The sequence below is a fragment of the Planctobacterium sp. AWH2_060 genome, assembly GCF_056158425.1.
The window spans coordinates 2,116,935-2,138,614 of record NZ_JBSWTG010000001.1; the positions used below are offsets into that span (position 1 = coordinate 2,116,935).

Consider the following 21,680-nt stretch of genomic DNA (forward strand, 5'->3'; position numbering starts at 1 on the left):
ATAATGCTAAACAAAATGCCAATTAAAATAACCGGCTTCTTCATATTTAGTCTGCTATGCATGACAACTACAGCAGTATTTGCCGCTCCTGATGGAGAATTCCGCTACCCGGCAAACAATCATACTTTTAACGGTAACCTGTTATTTTCAGGAACCGCAGAAGATCCAGACGGTATCGGCTCATTGCGCTTGCGTTTTAACGGTGACGCTAGCCGACAAATAAATATCTGTAACAACTGTGGTAATTCGGAATCATTTACCGACGCGGGTATCAATCCCAGAGATTATGATCTTAATATTGGCAGTCACCAGGCCCAGTTGGTAGTGATTAAGAATGGTAACGAGCGGGTAATTGATAGTGTCAGCTTTAGCTGGAGACCACCGGAAATTACTGGTATCGACGTTACAAGAACTTTTGGTTCGATCGAAATCAGCTGGTCAGGACTTAGCGGCTACAATCTGTATAACCTGTATATAGCATCAGAAGCTGATATCAGCCCTAACACTATTGATGGCTTGCCTGACAGCATTACATTCAGGGCGCTACGCAGCACATCTCAAACAGTTGCAGATGTAGATGATGAGCTGGGCCTGTTTGGGCTGATCACGGGAACCGATACCAGTGGTGAGAGCGCCTATAGCCAAATTTTCCGTATAGAAGCATTAGACAACGAGGACCCTACGGTAGTCTCTGAGAATATCAATGTAAACGAAGATAGCATTGTCACTGGTAATGTGCTAGATAACGACTCAGATCCAGAAGGTCAACCTCTCAGCGCTGAACTAAACTTTTCCCCCAATAACGGTGAGGTTACACTCAGTGAAAATGGCGATTTTAGCTATCAACCTGCTCCGGATTTTAACGGTTCAGATAGTTTTACTTATGTCGTCAGTGATCCTCAGGGTGGCTCAGAGCTAGGCACAGTCAATATTACTGTTCGTCCAGTAAATGACGCCCCCGAAGCAAATTCAGACGACTATCAACTGGCTGAAGACAGCATTTTATCTGTCTCTGCCAGCAACGGGGTTTTAGCTAACGATACCGACATTGATGGTGATGAATTAATTGCCGAAATCAGTCGCTCGCCAGAAAACGGCAGTATTTCGTTAAGCGAAAATGGCGCTTTCAGCTACCAACCCAATAACAACTTCTTTGGTTCCGACAGCTTTAGTTACCGTATTGAAGATGAAAATGGTGGCTCAGACAGCGCCACAGTCTCAATCCTTGTATCTCCGGTCAATGATCTGCCAGTGGCCAATGACGATAGCTATGAGGTAAACGAAGACAATATTCTAGCCATAACAGATCCGACACAAGGTCTTTTAGCCAATGACTCTGATGAAGACTTACCCGGCGAAGAGCGTTTTTCCGGTTTAACCGCCACGTTATCGGGCTCTGTCAGCAACGGCTCGGTAGATTTGCAGTCCAATGGCACCTTTACCTTTACGCCTGATGCCGACTTTTTTGGCATTGCCAGCTTTAATTACCAGATCACAGATGATGAAGGGGCCACAGACACTGCCACAGTTTTCATCGAAGTGTTAAATTTACCCGAGTCCCCTATCGCGGAAGATGATAGTTACACGACTAATGAAGATGAACCCCTGGTGGTTAATGCGGCACAGGGTGTGCTCGCCAATGATGACAACATTGCAGGTAATACGGTAAGTGTTGAGCTGCTGTCCTCCACCCAATCAGGTTCGCTGAGCCTGAATAATGATGGTAGTTTTAGCTACTCTCCCAATGAAAACTTTAATGGTAGCGATAGTTTCAGTTATCAGCTTACTTTTGCTGAAGGCTCTTCGCAGGCTTCTGTGAATATCACAATCTTACCAGTTAACGATGCTCCGGTGGTTAATGACGACGAAGCCAGCACCAATGAAAATACCCCGGTAACTATTACACCACTAGCAAACGACAGCGACCCAGACGGTGATCCCTTAAGCGTTATTATAAACTCAGTATCCTCCGGTAGCGCTGTGGTTTCAGCTGAAACAGATATCATCTTTACGCCAGAAACAGATTTTAATGGCGAAGTCACCATTAACTATTCGGCTTCGGATTCTTTCGGTGGTATCACTGAAGGCGCTATTTTTATCACCGTTATTTCACTAAACGATCCCCCTGTTGCTAACGAAGACTTTGTACAAACTAACGAAGATACGCCAATTGTTATTAACCCGTTGGACAATGACAACGATCCCAACGGTGATGCTCTGACATTGAGTATCGTTTCAGTAAGCTCCGGAAGCGCAGAACTGGCCTCAGACAGCAGTATTGCTTATACACCGGAGGCCAATTTCAATGGCTCGGTCACTCTCAATTATCGAATTAGCGACCCGTCTGAAGCTTTTGCTGATGGGGTGATCAGCATTGAAGTATTAGCAGTGAACGATGCTCCGGTGGCACAAGACGACAGCTTTAGCATAGCTGAAAGAGACACACTGACCTTTCAACCACTTGAAAATGACTCGGATATTGATAGCACCTCAATCAGTATTATCTCCGTCACGGCCGTGTCTGGTGAAGTTACTTTTACAAGCGACAGCATCACCTATGTAGCACCGCAACAACCTGGCTCTGACACGATTTCCTATACCATTGCAGACACTGAAGGTGAGCAAGCCAGTGCGGTAATTAGTGTAACCATTACAAACGTTGATGATGCACCGGTGGCCATTGACGATATAGCTGAAACCCAGGAGGACACTCCGGTAACTATCCAGCCACTTGAAAATGATTCAGATCCAGACGGTGACCCATTAACACTGGGTATCGTTTCTGTAACGGGTGGAAGCGCGCAAATAAGTTCAGACAACACAATAGAGTTTACGCCCGATGAGAATTTCAATGGTACTGCCAATGTTATTTACAGCGTGACCGATCCGGGTGGCAATAGTGCAACGGCCAATATCGCCATTACCATAACCGCGGTAAACGATGCTCCAGTCGCCTTGGATGACAGTTTCACCATTGCAGAAAGAGATACTTTGGTTTTTAACCCACTTGAAAATGATTCTGATCTTGATAGTACATCCTTGAGTATCATTACAGCGAGTGCGGTTTCCGGCGAGGTGACTTTCAACAATGACAGTATTACCTATATAGCTCCCCAACAACCGGGAACTGATACAATTACCTATAGCATAGAAGACTCTGAAGGGGCACAAGCGAATGCTACAATAGCCGTGACCATTACCAATGTAGACGATGTTCCAATTGCAGTTGATGACCTAGCCGAAACTTTAGAAGACACACCTGTTACGTTACACCCCCTGGAAAATGACACTGAACTTGATGGAGATACTCTGACTCTTGCTATTGTCTCTGTTACTGATGGAACCGCACAGCTTACTTCAGAGTCATCAATAGACTTTACACCTGCCCCTGACTTTAATGGTGTTGCAGTTGTCACATACAGTGTAACAGATCCCGGTGAAAATAGTGCGAACGCTTCCATCGCGATTACCGTCACAGCCGTTAACGACCCACCTGTAGCTGAAGACGATAGCTTTGCCGTATCAGAAGAAGAAACCATAACACTTAATCCTTTAGACAATGATGTAGACGTTGACGGTGACCAGCTCATTATTACCAGTGCTCTAGCTGAGAGAGGGATAATCAATATTACTGAAACCGATATCACCTACACTGCACCAAGTACACCAGGAACCGATACTATTTCATACACTATCGCTGATCCCGATGGGGAATCTGACAGTGCCACTATTAACATCACAATCAATAATATTCAGGATGCCCCGGTTGCCATTGACGACATAGCCTCAACCAATGAGGACACGGCTGTTGAAATAGCACCGCTGAATAATGATTCCGACGAAGACGGTGACAGTTTAACTATCACCATTAATTCAGTTACCAATGGTTTAGCGAATGTTAGCAACACCAACACAATACTCTTTACGCCTGAAAGCAATTTCTTTGGTTCGGCAAATATAATTTATACCGCTACTGACCCCGCGGGTAATAGTGATAGCGCCACAATTAATATCGAAGTGCTCGCAGTAAATGACGCTCCAATTGCTGTCAATGATAGCGCCACTACTCTTGAGGACAATTCAGTAACATTAAACCCTTTAATCAACGACTCAGATGTTGAGGGAGACCCGCTTAGCTACAGTGTAACAAGTACGAGCACAGGGATATCTGTTATCCTTTCCAATAACAATCTGGTCTACACCCCTGAAACTAACTTTAATGGAACGGCAACGATAGTTTATACGCTTTTCGATTCGTCCAATGCCAGTAACACCGCTGAGATCACCATTAATGTAACGCCAGTAAATGATGCACCTGTGGCGACAGATGACTCGGTTTCACTAGATCAAGGCACCAGCATTTCCATCACACCGCTTACCAATGATACTGATGTGGATGGTGATAATCTCACAATCGCATCAGCAACCGCGCAAGATGGCACTGTTGTTATAGGTGCAGAATCAAAAACTCTGACTTATACAGCATCTCAAAACTTTTCTGGAGCTGACAGGATCACCTATACGATAACTGATGGTACGGCTTCGGACAGCGGCGTGATTACCGTTACCGTCAATGACGTCAATAGTTCACCGGTTGCCAATGCCGATAGCTTTGCCGTCTTCGCCGGTGAAATCTCTGAATTAGATGTCTTGGAAAATGACACTGATGCCGATGGAGATACTCTGACAATTACTCAAGCTTCAGCGAGTATTGGGACGGTATCAATAAATTCTGATGCATCAATTTTAAGTTATACGGCGCCTTCAGATACAACCGCAACCGATACGGTCAGCTACACCATCAGCGACCCTTCTGGTGCTACAGCCTCGACAACAGCCAGCATATCTATCACTGTGCAAGCTCTTGATGGCGAGTTTGATTCAGATGGCGATGGTAACTCTGATGTATCCGCTTCTTCAGATGGTAATGATTACACCGTAACGTTTGGTGACGATGTGGATGCAGTATATTACGAAGAAGATGATAGTTATGTGTCAGTTTCCGCAAACGATGAAGGGGTATTTGAACTCACCATTGAAGGAACCAGTACCTCAGACAAACAAAGAAAACATTATGGTGGAATAAAATCCTCTACTGCAAGAGATTTCGTACTGCCTTCAACAACGAACACCGTCTTCTATACTATTGATGGTATAGAATATTCATTTACTGTATCTGGTGTGAACAATGGCAATGCCAATGTCGCCTTTGGCCCACCGCAACCACTTAATACAGATTTTTCTGGTACAGACAGCCACGATTTTTATCTTCGCCAACAAAGCTTTACTGGCCCATTGCGCTTTGGGGTAGAAAACGGCGAGCACTATATTCTAAATTCGGATGGCTCGGGAATGGTCCGAGGTGCAGACTATCACTCCAATGTTAGTTGGCAGGAAAACAATGGTGCTCTGGACATCCACTTCCTGCAAACTGAAGAGTTTACAGAGCAATTTAATGTTTATGATTTGGATGATGATGATTCTGACGGCATCGCATTAAACATCATTACTAAAGCGGAAGCTGATGCCTTTGTCGCTGCGCACAATGATGTATTTGTTAACGTATACCTTACTGAAGCACGTCAGGTAATCCACTTCTTGCGTGACAACAGAATTTTTGTTGATGCGGCCATTGAGCTTTATTTCAGCTATCGCATAGATAGTACAGAATACCCGGAAATCACCAGCGCCGACTCAGGTGTCACGCCTCAGGAAGCTTCAGAAATCGGTCCTCGTCAACTATGGGATATTGACTCACTTAAAATTCAAAAGCTTACCTACGCCGACCTTGCTGCAAGTATCGCAACCGCAATTCCTCGCTTTGATGGCACTGAGTTTGAAGGCTTTGTTGGTGACATATGTCACTTCGATCAATCAAGCTCCACTCCGGGCACCGGAAGCGCATTTTGTATTACCAGTAAACAATCCATTAACTGGAGCATAGTTGATAGCGTTTTAAATTTGGATTTTGGTAATAGCATTACCGCGGCTTATCGTTGGCTTGATGATCTGGCCACAGAAAAAACCTTTGCAATCGAACTTACTGTTGGGACGGGCAGCGAACAACAAAACTACAGTACGCATGAGTACTGGTTACCGCTGCAAAACGTTTCTGATACTCAAACAACTACCCTGGTAGCAAACCAATACTTTGATAGTGCCTTCAGTAAATCAAATCCGGAAGCCAGGGAAACGGATAAATCCATCAAAACGTCAGAAGTATTTGGTTTTTATTTTGACGACAGCGGGCTGGCAAAAAACATTAGCAGCAGACAAGAATTCAATGGTGTTTCTCTTCGAGACACCGACCGTCGTTGGGAAATAAGCAATGGCGAAATGAGTATTTTCAGCGCTTCCTCTCTGAGCAGCGGAAATTCGTTTAGCTATGCTTACGATCAATGCACCGACAATGCTGATGCCAGTTGCTTCATCTGGAAGGTGAGAATGTGGCGACCAGTAGCCATAAGCGGAAATCGTTTATGGGTTTGGGAAACGGTTATCATGAACCCTGAGGGACCGGAGTTTGATGGTGATGTAAGTTATGACGAAGTAATCAGCCCTCGAATCCAATACTATGAATTAAATAGCCAAATTCCAGGTGCACCTAATTCTGTTAGTTTTAATCAGGAGCCAATCTGGCAAGCTATTGACTTTGCAACAGAGATAAACACTTCTGTTAGCAATGTTGACACGCTAAATAATTTCGCGGACCCAGAAAGTGATTCCCTTACCATTTTGGCAGCAGAAGCCGATGTTGGCTTACTCACTATCAATAATGACAACAGCTTAAACTATGTACCGGACACTGACTTTGTTGGTGATGTTAACTTCCACCTTGAAGTCTCTGACGGCATTAATTTGGTTTACCCTGCTGGGGTGATACATGTATTAACAGAAAACATTGCCCCAGTCGCTGTAGACGATAGTGCCACAGCTCAAAGCGGTATTTCAAAACTATTAACGCCTCTGGACAATGATGTCGATGACAATAACGACTTTTTGATTATCACTAGTGCTTCCAGCGATGTGGGTGATGTATTTATAGAGGACACCAACACAGAACTGGAGTTTACCGCTCCCGCAACTTTTGAAGGCACAGCCACTATTAGCTACAGTATTTCTGATGGTCGGGGTGGTAGCGACACGGCCAACATCAGTGTATCTGTCAGCAAACCAGCGTTCAGTGGAAGTTATAACTTTGATGGCTCCAATATTGATGACTTCTCAATTAATGTCGACGGCAGCAATTTCTCCGTGCTTTTCGGGGAAGAAGTTTCAGCTGTATATTACGAGGAAAATGGCCTGACCCATATTGTGTCACGCAATTCTGAAGGCGCATTCGAGTTTGCCTATCACGCAGGTGATACTAATATTGCACAGCTTTACTACGTTATAAATGGCGAGAGCTACAGCTTTTCTCCTGATGACCTGAACCTAACCACGCCGAATCTGGTTTTCTACGGTGAACAAGAACTCGAGAATGACTTTACTGATAAAACCGAGTTTTTATTAATATCCCGTCATCCCACCCATAGCTCAGTTTTGGCTAATGGTTTTGAAAATGGCATTCTTTATGACCTGCAGTCGTCCGGCTCAGGTAGTTTTAGTTCGCCACAACATTTTGATTCTGTCAGTTGGAATATCACCACCGATGGCTTGTTAAGAGTACAGTTTGATACGCCAGTTACAGAAACCATTTACTACAACGTTTACGACCTTGATGATGAAGAAAACAACGATGCCGCACTGGGGGTAATAACCAGAGCTGAAGCCGACGCTTATTTTGCTGCTTACAACGACATGTTTGTGCCGGTAAATATCAGTACTACTGCTCATGAACTCGATACATTTAACTTCCAAGGTTACTACTATGATGTAAACATTACGCTGGAGCAAACGTTCCAGATAGACAGCAGTACCTATCCAGAAATCACCTCGGCAAACAGTGGCGTATCCGTCAGCTACTCTGGCGACTATCGAGAAATGCTGGACACCAGTAAATTCGACTTTTTGTTCTTATCTACTGACGATATCGAAGGGACTCATTTTGTTCCAGTGCCTATTGCAGATGGAACAGGCGACTTTGAGCACTTCGCCAGTGACATGTGCACTCTTACCGAAAACTCTGCGGGCAGCAATGACGGTACGGGTAGCTGCAGCATTACCTCTCAGTCTTTCAGTTGGTCGATTGAATCTGATGGCTCAGTATCTGTAGATTATGGAAATTCCTTAACTGCCGTTTACCGCTGGTTGCATCACGGTGAGATAGAAAACACCTTGTTTGTTAAAGCTGCGGATACCAACAGTAAAATTTATGCGACGCTTGATTATTGGTTAACACCAAATGCCCCAAGTACTTCAGAACTTAACTCTTTGATAAATGGTAACTACCTGGAAATTGGCGAAAACCTGAGTAATCCATTTAACTATGATCAGAATGATATGTTAAATGACTCCATTGGGAATGGTTTTTATCTTGATAATTCCGGTCTGGCAAAATCCCTGTCTGCGTTCTTTGATTTCGACAATGAAATTACAATTATGGACCATGACATACAGTGGCAAATCACAGGTAGTGGCGATATCGTCATCAACGCCCTGAGTAATTATAATTCTTCAGATACTTTCCGTTACCAGTACTCGCAATGCGCCGATAGCAGCGATCAAAATTGTTATATCTGGCAAACTCGCACCTGGATCCCTATTCGCTTAGACGGTGACCGGTTATGGGTATTGGATTTTGAAGAAAGAGATCAATATCAGGGTTTCTTTTACGCTCCGCCAGCACTGGAATTTTCAGAATTCCCAAGAATTAGGTTTTACGAACCACGTACAGACATTCCCGGTGAGCCAAATTCAATTAGCTTCAATCAGGAACCGGTATTTAACGATCCAGGGTTTTCCACCACCGTAGACACAGCGGCTAGTTTTGACATACTCGCCAGTGTCAGCGACCCAGAGTCTGATTCAGTCACTTTAATTGATGTTGCGGTAAATGATGGCAGCATAGTGATCAATAATGACGAGACTGTCAGCTATACGCCTGATGGCTCTTTTACCGGCACAGTTTCACTAAAAATTGAAGTCACAGATGGCATCAATGTAACGGAGTTTTATAGTTTTATCAGTGTGCATGGCGCCAACAACGCCCCTGTAGCTAACGACGACTCAGATAATGCAGTAGGCAGTCACAGTTACAGTTATCAAGTTCTATCGAATGACACGGACGCTGACAGTGACCTGTTAACCATTACCAATATCTCAACCACGGCCTCAGGGTTTAGCATCAGTACTGACAACACGGAAATTGAATACAATGCCCCTACATCACTCACTGCCACCGAGGTTGTTACCTATACCATCAGCGACGGCAACGGTGGTACCGACACTGCGACTTTAACGGTGAACCTGGTACCAAACACTGCTCCAACGGTAAACAACGACAGTGCCGGCCCTGTGGTATCTGGCAATACAATCACTTTGCTACCACTCGACAATGATGTCGACGATGACGGGGATACGTTGAGCATTTCCAATGCCAGCTCCGGAGACGGGACCGCAACTGTTGCCAGTGATGGCCTGTCTATTACTTTTACCCCTTCTATTAGTTCAGGCACAGCCATCGTCAATTATACGGCTTCTGACAATTTCGGAGGCAGCACCTCAGGTACAATCAGTGTTTCTGTTAACGCTGCAAATAATCCACCTGTAGCCAATGCTGACACAGCAAGTGCAATAGGCAGTCACACATACAGTTATCAAGTTCTATCGAATGACACGGACGCTGACAGTGACCTGTTAACCATTACCAATATCTCAACCAAGGCCTCAGGGTTTAGTATCAGTAGTGACAACACGGAAATTGAATACAATGCCCCTGCATCACTCACTGCGACCGAGGTTGTTACCTATGCCATCAGCGACGGCAATGGTGGTACTGACACTGCGACTTTAACTGTGAACCTGGTGCCCAATTCTGCACCTGTAGCTGTTGATGATAATCTTGCCGACGTTACTGTTGGTACGGCCACCAGCCTTTTCCCGCTAAGTAACGACACCGATGCCGATGGCGACACTCTGACTATAACAGCAGCATTTAGCTTATCCGGGAGTGCGGTGATAAGTGGTGATGGTTTAAGCTTGTCGTTTACTTCGACGATAGCAGGCGCTAACTCTATTAACTACACGGTTTCTGACGATTATGGCGGTAGTGACACCGGCGTAATATCCCTCCATGCCAATACAGCGGGCAATATTGCTCCTGTCGCCAATGATGATAGTTATGTAGTAACACCAAGCTCGGTAACGAATTTAACGCCTCTTAGCAATGACACCGACGCTAACAGCGATAGTTTAGAAATAACCTCTTCCAGTGCCAGTGTGGGTGCTTCGGTAATTTCCAACGGCGGCACTAACATTGATTACACCGCTCCTTCTGTTGCCGGATCCGACACTATCAGTTACAGCATTTCAGATGGCAATGGCGGCAGTGACAACGCTACGATAAATATCACTATCAATAACGCTCCAAATGCCGTTAATGATGCCTTTAGCGGCTTAGAGGATCAATCTCATACTCTGTCCCCGTTAAGCAACGACTCTGATGCTGATGGCGACAGCTTTACCATCACCAGCGTTAGCGCCTCCTCTGGCTCGGCGTCTATCCTGAATGACAGTCAGCTCTCATACTCTAATCCAACCCCGGGGACTGATTCCATTACTTATCAGATCACTGATGCATTGGGCTTAACCGATAGCGCTACCATCACGTTCACAGTGACTAATTTACCTACAGCTGTCGATGACAGTATTACGCTTAACGAATTAGCCTCGACCTCAATTTCTCCATTAGATAATGATACTGACGTTGAATCTGCTAACAGTGCATTAATTATATCAAGCATTAGTGGCTCCACAGGCAGCGCCAGTATTGACACTGGAGACCGTACAATCAGTTACACTGCGCCCCTACAATCTGTACTGACAGGTGGCCAGGATACACTTACCTATACGGTTGAAGACGAAGATGGTGGCACCGACACTGGCACCATTACTATTAATGTCAACTTAGTACCAGTGGTACAAAATGATACCGATACTGTGGAGCAAGGTACTACCGTTACTTTATCACCATTGAGCAATGACTCTGATGGCGACAGTGACCCCCTTATCATTGATAATGCCTCAGCCATCTCTGGTAGCGTGACCATTACGGGTTCAGGCAGCACCATTGATTACACAGCCCCTTCTGGCTCTGCAACCACTGATACCATCAGTTATACAGTTTCTGATGGAAATGGCGGGAGCGCCTCCGGCACTATAGCGATTACGGTAACCAACAATACACCAGTGGCGGTTAACGACAGCTACACCTTATTATCCGTAAGCAGTATCGCCGCCACGATAGACAGTAGTGTCGGTGTTTTAGTCAATGATACCGATCCTAATGCCGATACCCTGACAGTTTCCGTGGTTACCAACCCCAGCTATGCCACTACCTTCACCTTAAATTCTGACGGTTCTTTTAATTATGAGCATAATGGCAGCAACAATTTAACTGATTCCTTTGTTTATCAGGTATCTGATGGCACCTATACCGCACAAGGTACCGCGTCACTAACCCTGAAACGCGCTAACTTTACTCCTGATATATGTACTATTCCGGGTGCCTACACCCAAGCCGGTGAAAGCTTTAGTCAAACCTTTAAAGTGTTTGACGAGGATGAAGAGAATCAGACCTTTAGTGTTTCCGGAGAACCTGCGTGGATGACACTAAATACTGTGGATGGCACCACAGCTACACTTACCGGGACTCCGACAGTCAGTGATTTAGGCACTTCTACAATAACCTTTAACAGCACCGACGGCTTTGATTCTGATTCAGTGACATTTGACCTGACCGTCATTGACGAATTTGCCACCAGCAATAAACTGGACTTTGATTTTGGTGGTACGGCCGAAGTGGTTTATGACGCCGTAATAGACAATTACGGCAACATTGTGGTAGTGGGCAGCTCTGATGGCGACTTTGCTGTAACCCGCCTACTCAGAGACGGCACCACAGACAGTACTTTCAATTCAGGTGCCGTGAAAACCTATGATTTCGGAGGAACTGATGATGTCGCCATCAGTGTCAAAGTCCGTCCCGACAACGGATTGGTCGTTGCCGGACATACCAATACCGCAGGCGCTTCAAATTACGATTTCGCAGTGATGGTACTCCACAGTGATGGCTCGCAGGATAACAATTTTAGTAGCGACGGATGGCACACCGTAGATGCAAGTTATGGCTATAACGACTACCTGGCAGAGGTATTACTGCACGATAACGGAGATATGACACTAATTGGGCAATCTTTTTCCGGCCCTTATTTTTACCTCAGTGCCGTACAGTTAAATAGTAGCGGCGCAACGGATACAGACTTCAATTACGGCTCTACGCTTAATATCTCTAGTAGCCTTGGAGATCTCAATCCGGAAGCAGCTATTGAAGATGGTGAAGGTAATATTTACGTAGTTGGTCATGGTAGCAACGGTACCGATAGCGATATATTCCTGACCCGCTTGAATGTAGTTGATGGAGGAGCCAATAGCTTTGCCAATGCTGAAAGTAATGCCCCAATAAAATACTTTAATGATGGTGGCAATGAATACGGCTATGATTTGGCCTTTGATGCCAATGGTTCAGTACTAGTAGCGGGCACCAAAGACAATGATTTTGCCTTGGTTAAATTTGCCATCACGTGGGATAACAATAATTCTGAGTGGGATGTCGAACTGGATAGCAGTTTTAACTCATCCACAGGCAAGAATATTATCGACCTCAATAGTTCTTCAACTGATTTTGCTTTCAGCATGGTACCCGACCACCGCGGCAATTATTACATTGCCGGCAAACAAGGAACGAATACCAGCATCATTCGTATCTCTGCTGATGGGACACTGGATACCAGTTATGGCACCAGTGGTGTTAAAGCCCTGAGCTTGTCCAGTGGGGTCAGTAATACGCCGACGATTTTACGCACCGATGCCATGGGACAATTGCTGATTTTTGATACGGAGAATGCCGGCAGTGATGCGCATATTTCCATAACGTTTGACTATATTCTGGCAGCTCCATCTTTTGGATATTGTGACTACACAGGAGAGTATCGCTCTACCAGCAACAAGACTCAGGATCAGGCAATCGACATTGCCAAATCCAATGACAACAACTACTTTATTGCCGGGTGGAGTCTCGGTCAGGATGACAGCAACAAAGATTTCGTGGTGATAAAAATTGATGACCAAGGCAACTTTGATACCACCTTTGGCAATCATGGCTACGCCCGAATAGATGCGGGCGCCTCTTTTTCTATCACTCCATATGACGTTATCGGGCTGGGAAGTGAGGAATTGGTAATTGCAGGCATTGAAACCGGCACAGATAATTTGTATCTTGCCAAACTAACCAGTAATGGTGAGCTGGACAGTGGCTTTGACTCTGATGGGATCCGGGACTTTGGTGGCAGTGTTGGCCTGACTCCAGTCCAAGGATTATATAATTCCTCTTCAAACACTTTCCTAATTGCAGGTAAAGATAGCTCAAATATCCCCAAGGTGTATCGCTTTAACGCCAATGGCACAGATGACACCAGCTTTGGTGCGGGCAATAATATTTCAACCGCTGACGCTGAGGTAAATTATACCCTATTCAACAATACTAATTTCAGCGTCTATGACATGGTGCAATTAACCAGCGGTGATATATATCTGATTGGTAGCTACGATGACTCAGTTACCTACTATAAGGTTGCGTTACTAAAAATGGACTCAGCCGGTTTAATTGACACTGGGTTTGGCAGCAGTGGAGTGTTAACCATTGACCAGGGTTCCTCTCACGCTGGCTTTGCTGCGTCAACTGACGGCACCGCTATCTATGTTCTGAGTAAGAATACCAGTACGTTAGCTGCCTCTGTTGTTAAGATAGGTGCAGCAGGAAGCTTGGATACCAGCTTTGATAGCGACGGAATCTTAGATTTAAGTGGCTATCAAATTTCTTCATCCTCTACCTCCAGTATCCAGGCAAATAGCAGCGGAGAGGTTTGGCTTCAGGTATCCAAGAGTGGCACCGATGAAAGCATGATAAAACTCACTTCTACGGGGGGCTTTGACGCTTCCTTCGTTAACGCCGGCAGCACTCAGTTCTCCCATGGTGTGTTGAATTGGTCGGGCATTGGCGGCTTTGCTCTAAACGCCTCTGACGAGGCCATGCTGTTTGGTACATCAAACAATGATTTTGCGCTGGCGACAATGTCTGCTATTGGAGAAATCACCAATCGCGAAGAAGAGATACTATTTGACCATGGCTATGGCGAGCATGCTACAGTCATTGCCCTGGATCCCCACTCAAGTCCGATATTAGCCGGTTATGGCAGAAGCCTCACCGATTATGATGACGATATGGCCATTGCTAAGTTTGATAATGCAGGTAACGGCGACAATAGTTTTGGTTCCTATGGTCAAACCGCAAACGCCATTGAAATGTACAGTCCAAACAATAAAACCAGCCAATTCCATGGTTTCAGTGTGAGTAACGCAGGGCAATATTTTGCCACAGGTGAAAGTCAAGCCGATGTTAATATAGTAGTTAAAAACACCTTAAGTAAAAACAAGCAGTTTAGTTCAACACACGGCCTGAAGTTGAATAACCTGAATACCGACATATACAACGCCCGAATCGCATCTGACAATGCCGTTATTGATATTTTATCCTACGGTACAGGGCTAATTGATTTGCTAAGTGGTTCTAATGATCTGTTAAGTAGCCAGTATCTGGCAGATGATGGTTATCTGTATGTAGTAGGTAGCACCAACAATTTAGGAATGGCTTTCCGCTATGATCCCTTTGGCAGTTTTGATAGCAGCTTTAACTCGTCCTCGGGTACCATTGAACTGAGCAGCTATTCCAATAGCTATCTAACGGCGATTACGTCTACTTCAGATGGAGACTTAGTCGCTGTTGGATATTACTCAAACAGCGGCGATATAGATGGCCTGGTTGTGAAATTCTCTCCCGATGGAACATTGGATAGCAGCTTCAGTAGCGATGGCATATACGAATTCCAGGTAGCCAGCACCGAAGAGCGGTTTTACGATGTAACCATAGATGGCAACGGTATCATATACGCTGTAGGCGAATCCGGAGGAGACATGTTAACTGTTGCATTGGATAACGATGCCACCTTAGCCGAATCATGGAACTCCACTGGCGTGCTGACATATGACATTGACTCATCGTCGCTTGATACCGCCACAGCCGCCAATGTGGATGCCTTTGGTGCTATATTCATTTTAGTGAACAGTGAAAATGAATTTACCTTGCTCCGCTATAATCCAGACGGTACCTTAATAGATGATTTTGACGGAATTCGTCGCTATTCCCCCATCAACAAAATGCGTGATATTGCCATTGATTCAATGGGTAATGTTTTTGTTACAGGGAGTACACAACTGGACCAACAATGGCAGTTCTTTACGGTGAGATTCCCGAATGCAGCAGGCCCATATTAAAAAAGAAGAAGAGCAATGAAACTAACATTTTATGGGGTACGTGGTTCAATCCCCTCTCCCGGACCTGAATTTGTTATCTACGGCGGTAACACGGCTTGTTGCCATGTAGAACTCAATGATGGTACCGATATTATTCTGGATGCAGGCACCGGCATAAAGAAACTCGGGGAAAAACTGGCAAAAACCGATAAGGAAATCCACCTATTACTCACCCACAATCACTGGGATCATATTCAGGGCTTCCCGTTTTTTACTCCTATTTATATACCTGGTCGAAAGATCTATGTCACCCCTGGGCTGACCACACCAGATGAACCCGAGGCATTTTTAAAACAAATGGGTGGCAGTTACTTTCCGGTCAAGTACAGCTCCCTGCAGTCAGATATACAGATTGTCAGTTATCCCAAAGAGCAAATTAGCTGGAAACTCAACAGTGCCACTATCACACGCCACTCCATGAACCATCCAGGTAGTGGCAGCTCCTACCTTATTGAGGCAGATGGAGCGAAAGTGGCATACATTACAGATAACGAATTGTATCCTCCGTATCAAAAAGAAACCGACTTTTTGGAGTGGGTGTCTTTTTCTGAGAAAGCCGATCTTATTATCCACGATGCCCAGTACATGTTATCCGACATGCCGGCAAAATCTGGCTGGGGACATTCTGTGGCAGAAGAAGCAGTAAAGCTGGCCATGGCCAGTCGCGCAAAAAAACTAGCACTATACAGTCATGACCATATTCGCACTGACAAGGACATTGAGAAAGTAGAAACTCACTGTCGAGATGTCATTGAAGTGGCTCAATCCGATCTGGATCTTTTTGCAGCTCGGGAAGGCATGTGTATCGATTTCGATAAACTATGACGCCACTCAGAACTCTCAAGGAACACAGAAGAGCCATCCTTGCCGGGTTTGGCTTGGTGTTTTTAGTGTTCTTATTGCAGTTCTATGTCTCCCGCTACCCCAATACACCGCTTGCTCTGCAGTTCAATCGCATCGACGGTTTTATTTTTGATTTAAGGTTAAAGTCAACGCTGGACAATCGCACTTCTGGGTTTGCCGATATTGTGATTGTGGATCTGGACGGTAAAACCATGGAGAGTATAGGTTGGCCCTGGCCCAGAGCCAGGCTGGCAGAACTGGTCTATAACCTGGCCGATCTGGGTGCCGTTGTTGTGGTATTTGACGTACTGTTCGCAGATCGCGAGCGCAATCCCGCCCGGGAAGTCAATCAGGCTCTTCTCAACAAAAACCTGGCCGTTGACAATATCGCTAACCTCATCGACGAAATGGACGGTGACAAAGCCTTTATGGAGAGCTTTGATGCCACGGATGTCATGTTTAGTTACTTGCTTAATCAAAGTGATTTGCGCCGTGGCGTATTGCCAACTCACGATATCAGCAGTGACCATCCGGCAGGCCAGTTGGGGATCATCAATTATTCTGGTTTTGAATCCAGTATTCCTGAATTTCACGATGCCTCCGTTGGCGAAGGCTTTATGAACTCCTCTCCGGATTCTGACGGATTTATTCGCCGCAGCCCGTTGATATTGCGCTATGGCAACAAACTATTGCCTTCCATTTCTCTGGAGGCTGCACGACTTTATGCACTGGCCGAAAACATTGAAGTAAAAACCAGACAAGCCGGAAATCTGGTGAATGTTGAAGGGGTAAAAATTGGCAGTCAATTGATTCCTACTGATGCTGAAGGCCGGGTACTTATTCCCTATCGGGGACCGCAGTTTAGTTTTCCTTATGTATCAGCCATTGATGTACTTAATAATCAGGTTGAAAATCCCGAGATATTTGACAGCTCCGTAGTCTTTGTTGGTACTTCTGCAGTGGGATTAGCGGACTTGCGTTCTACCCCTGTTGGCGTGCAGTTCCCCGGAGTTGAAGTGCATGCCAATGTACTGGAAGGTCTGCTTGATCCTAGTATCCTCAAATACCGCCCGGATTGGTGGGAAGCGTCAGTGGCTTTATACATCATTATTCTAGGGACTATCCTGGCTATAATGATGCCACTCCTCGGCCCCTCCTGGATGGCGATTACCGGCGTAATTGCCCTCAGCGGGAGTATCTATGGCAATGTGTTGTTATGGACAGAAGCGAATATTGCGCTTCCTATGGCATCGTCAATATTGCTGGTTTTGCTGCTAATGATGTACAACATTGGCACTGGATTTTTTGCTGAAAGTAGACGACGTCAACAAATCAAAGGCATATTTGATCAATATGTGCCCCCTGCCCACATAGATAAGATGTTAGAAGAGCCTGACAGCGTCACCATGGAAGGGGAACGTAAGGAGCTGTCGGTACTGTTTTCAGATATCCGCAGTTTCACCACGATTTCGGAGAAGCTCTCAGCCAACGAACTTAAAATGCTGCTGAATCGCTATTTCGACCCAATAACTGAAACCATCTTTACCCATCAGGGCACCATCGATAAATATGTCGGTGACATGGTTATGGCGTTTTGGGGAGCGCCATTGGATGATCCCAAGCACGCTCAAAATGCGGTGGAAACCGCATTTGAAATGCTGCGCATTACCGCCCGTTTACGCAAAGAATTTAAAGCCGATGGCTTACCTGAAGTTAAAGTGGGCATAGGGATCAACACCGGTGATATGAACGTCGGCGACATGGGATCTACCTTCAGAAAAGCCTACACTGTGTTAGGAGACGCAGTGAACCTGGGCTCCAGGCTAGAAGGCCTGACTAAGTTTTATGGTGTAGAGTTACTGGTCAGTGAAGCCACTATGCAACAATGTGAAGGTATCATCCATCGCAGAATCGACAGGGTAAAAGTAAAAGGCAAAAATGAAGCCGTCGCCATTGTCGAGCCCATTGCCCCTGAACGAGTGAATGATACCTTTTTGCAAGAGTTAGAGGCTTTTCATAAAGCCTATGACAGTTACCTTGCGCAGCAATGGCAGCAAGCCAGTGAGCAATTTAAGCAACTAGCTGAAGCAAATCCGAAAGATATCCTTTACACTTTATACATAGAGCGCATTGAATCATTAAAAGATCAAACATTACCCGATGATTGGGATGGTAGTTATACCCATACATCGAAGTAGGAGCACCTGATGGAAGTCGACAAAACGTTACTGGAACTGGTACATGTTGGCATCGAATTGTCTACGGAAAATGACACCACCAAGTTACTGGAAAAGATCTTGTTAGCCGCCAAGCGATTGTCCAACGCCGATGGTGGGACTATCTATGGGGTAACTTCTGATAAGCAATTAAAATTTGATACCTTGTTCAACGACAGTATGAACATGTACATGGGTGGCTCATCAGGCACCCCTATTCCCTTCCCTGCGATTCCGATTTTTAAAGAGGACGGTAGCGTTAACACCTCGGCTCTGGTAGCCCACTCCGCCGCTATTCAGGAAGTCATCAATATCGAAGACGTTTATTCGGTAACTGAATACGATCTTTCCGGCCCGCGCACTATGGACAGTAAAACCGGCTACCACACCCAGTCGGTATTATGTATTCCGATGACTAACCATGAAGGAGATCTAAACGGGGTACTGCAATTAATTAACGCTCAGGACCATCAGGATCAGGTTATTGCCTTTTCACCGGATGTTGAGCAATCCATCAGAGCCCTTGCATCATTAGCGGCGGTCGCACTGACCAACAGACAATTGATTGACAGTATGGAAAACCTGTTCCAATCATTCACTCGCCTTATCGCTCAGGCAATCGATGAAAAGTCGCCATATACAGGCGGTCACTGTCGCCGGGTGCCGGAACTGACCATGATGATAGCAGATGCGGTTTGTCGCTATTCAGAAGGTCCTCTGAAAGATTTTGATATGAGCGAAGAAGATAAAAATGAGCTCAGTATCGCAGGCTGGCTGCATGATTGCGGCAAAATAGCCACGCCGGAATACGTCATGGACAAGTCTAAAAAGCTGGAATGCGTTTTTGACCGAATTGATATGATCAAAACCCGTTTCGAAGTGGCAAAACGCGATCTGGAAATTGCTTGTTTGCGTAAAATGGCTGACATTGATAAAAGTGAACATGGAAAGTTACAAGAAGAATTGCAGCAAAGCTTACAACAGCTCACCGATGATTATTTGTTTGTAGAAAAAGCCAATACCGGCGGTGAATTCATGACCCCGGATGATCAACAGCGCATCGCAGATATCGGCCAATCCAGAATGGTACAACTGAACGGTGAACCTCACCCGCTGCTCACCGAAGAAGAAATTTATAACCTGCAGGTAGCCAGAGGTACTCTCAATAACGAAGAGCGTCAGGTTATCAACCGCCATATGGATATCACCATATCCATGTTGGATTCGTTGCCATTTCCAAAACATCTGCAAAGGGTGCCGGAATATGCCGGTGGTCACCATGAAAAAATGGATGGAACCGGCTACCCGAAAGGACTTACCCGCGACCAAATGTCTGTGCCTGCTCGAATGATGGCTATCGCCGATATTTTTGAAGCCCTTACCGCTTCTGACAGACCCTACAAGCCAGCGAAGAAAATGAGTGAATGCCTGAAAATTATGGGCTTTATGTGTAAGGATCAGCATATCGACCCTGACCTGTTTGAAATCTTTGTGAAAGAAAAAGTCTATCAACAATATGCTGATGCATTTCTCGGCGAGGACCAGGTGGATGAAGTCAGCTGGGATAATATTCCAGGATTTGTTTATTGATTTGTCAGGAACTGGACGATGACTGACCGAGATGAGTTTGCCCTGATCCTTTCTGGTGGTGGTGCCAGAGCAGCCTATCAGGTAGGGGTATTGAAATCGCTTACCCAGTACTTACCACGTAATCACAAACTGCCGTTTCCGGTATTATGTGGCACCTCTGCAGGAGCGATTAATGCCACAGCACTGGCCTGTTATGCTTCCTGTTTCCACCTGGGAGTAAGAAAGTTAGAGTGGGTGTGGAAGAATTTTAAAACAGCGCAGGTTTATGACGCTTCATTCTCTGAAGTGGCCGGATACATTCTGCGCAATTATGTTTCTTCGTGGCGCTCAGGTTACATCACCAGACACCCAGGCAGCCTGTTAAACAATCAGCCGCTGCGTTTTCTGATTAAGCGCCTGTTGGATTTTTCGCGCATAGATCGCAATATCATGTCAGGTAATCTAAATGCTATCTCTATCTCAGCGTCTTGCTACTCCGAACGCAATGCTGTTAACTTTTTTCAGGGAAAAGAGTCATTTAAAGGCTGGAAGCGGCACCACCGCATGGGCGTGCCCTGTACACTGGAAATAGACCACTTACTGGCATCCTCAGCAATCCCTTTGGTTTTCCCTCCGGTGAAAATTGGCGAAGACTACTACGGTGATGGTGCCATACACGAATCCGCTCCCTTGAGCGCTCCTATCCACCTGGGTGCCCGAAAAATTATGATCATTGGTGTCGTCAAAGATAAGCCTGACAATCCCCACCCGCACCTGACAAAGCGCCTCAATAGCGCCCAAATTGCGGGTCATCTGTTGGATACTATATTCTCGGATGCGCTTGATTCAGATATAGAAAGAATGGAACGGGTTAATCAAACCCTGAACCTGTTAACAGCGAAACAAAAAAAGCTGACTGATTTAAAACCCGTTGATTGTCTGATTATAAACCCCTCTAAAAGCATTCAGGAATTAGCCTGGAAATACTATGATGAGATGCCAGGCGGTATTAAAACCCTGCTACGGTTGATAGGTGTCAACCGCTCTGGCGAATCCAGCTTATTGAGTTATCTGATGTTTGAAGGCAAATTTTGTAGTGAATTAATCCAATTGGGATACAAAGATGGCCTGAAAAAACAGGATGAGATCCGTAGGTTTCTGGAATTATGACACACCTGAGCGGGCTTTCACTACAGCCCTGAATTTCACTATCCAGATGGAGCCTGCCAGCATAAACGTAATTGCATTAGCCACCACTATAGGCCAGTTTGATATTAGTAACCCATAGAACAACCAGAGTAATACACCTGAACAAAAAATAGAGTACATACTCAAAGACAGTGATTGTGTGTCTTTGCTCTTTAAAGTTTTAATCGCCTGAGGCAAAAAAGAGGCCGTAGTTAGCAACGCAGCCAGATAGCCAATTATTTCAATCATCTTTTTATTCCATTGCTCCCTTTG

At 45.3% G+C, this 21,680-nt stretch carries 6 protein-coding genes; 5 read left to right on the plus strand and 1 reads right to left on the minus strand.

What is annotated here, in order from left to right; translation table 11 throughout:
• Positions 1 to 3: 3 nt before the first annotated feature.
• The 5 genes from ACXAD8_RS09065 to ACXAD8_RS09085 are packed head-to-tail and all read left to right on the plus strand — an operon-like array spanning position 4 to position 21,389.
• Complete coding sequence (locus ACXAD8_RS09065; RefSeq protein WP_475227509.1) at positions 4 to 15,552, plus strand: Ig-like domain-containing protein; 15,549 nt, start codon at positions 4 to 6, stop codon at positions 15,550 to 15,552.
• Between the two features lie 15 nt (positions 15,553 to 15,567).
• Positions 15,568 to 16,416, plus strand: coding sequence for an MBL fold metallo-hydrolase (locus ACXAD8_RS09070; protein WP_475227511.1), 849 nt, complete (start codon positions 15,568 to 15,570; stop codon positions 16,414 to 16,416).
• Positions 16,413 to 18,632, plus strand: coding sequence for a CHASE2 domain-containing protein (locus ACXAD8_RS09075; RefSeq protein WP_475227514.1), 2,220 nt, complete (start codon positions 16,413 to 16,415; stop codon positions 18,630 to 18,632). Before ACXAD8_RS09070 ends, ACXAD8_RS09075 begins: the two co-directional genes overlap by 4 nt.
• Before the next feature lie 9 nt (positions 18,633 to 18,641).
• A complete protein-coding gene (locus ACXAD8_RS09080; protein WP_475227516.1) occupies positions 18,642 to 20,240 on the plus strand; it encodes an HD domain-containing phosphohydrolase in 1,599 nt (532 codons plus the stop codon).
• An 18-nt stretch (positions 20,241 to 20,258) separates the two neighbouring features.
• Positions 20,259 to 21,389 carry a patatin-like phospholipase family protein gene (locus tag ACXAD8_RS09085; protein ID WP_475227517.1) on the plus strand — a complete coding sequence of 377 codons (1,131 nt, stop codon included), beginning with the start codon at positions 20,259 to 20,261 and terminating at the stop codon, positions 21,387 to 21,389.
• On the opposite strand, the gene ACXAD8_RS09090 is transcribed toward ACXAD8_RS09085, so the two are convergent.
• On the minus strand, positions 21,384 to 21,656 hold the full coding sequence (locus ACXAD8_RS09090; RefSeq protein WP_475227520.1) for a SemiSWEET transporter: 273 nt from the start codon (positions 21,654 to 21,656) through the stop codon (positions 21,384 to 21,386). The two genes, ACXAD8_RS09085 and ACXAD8_RS09090, sit on opposite strands and share 6 nt — an antisense overlap.
• Between the last annotated feature and the right edge of the window lie 24 nt (positions 21,657 to 21,680).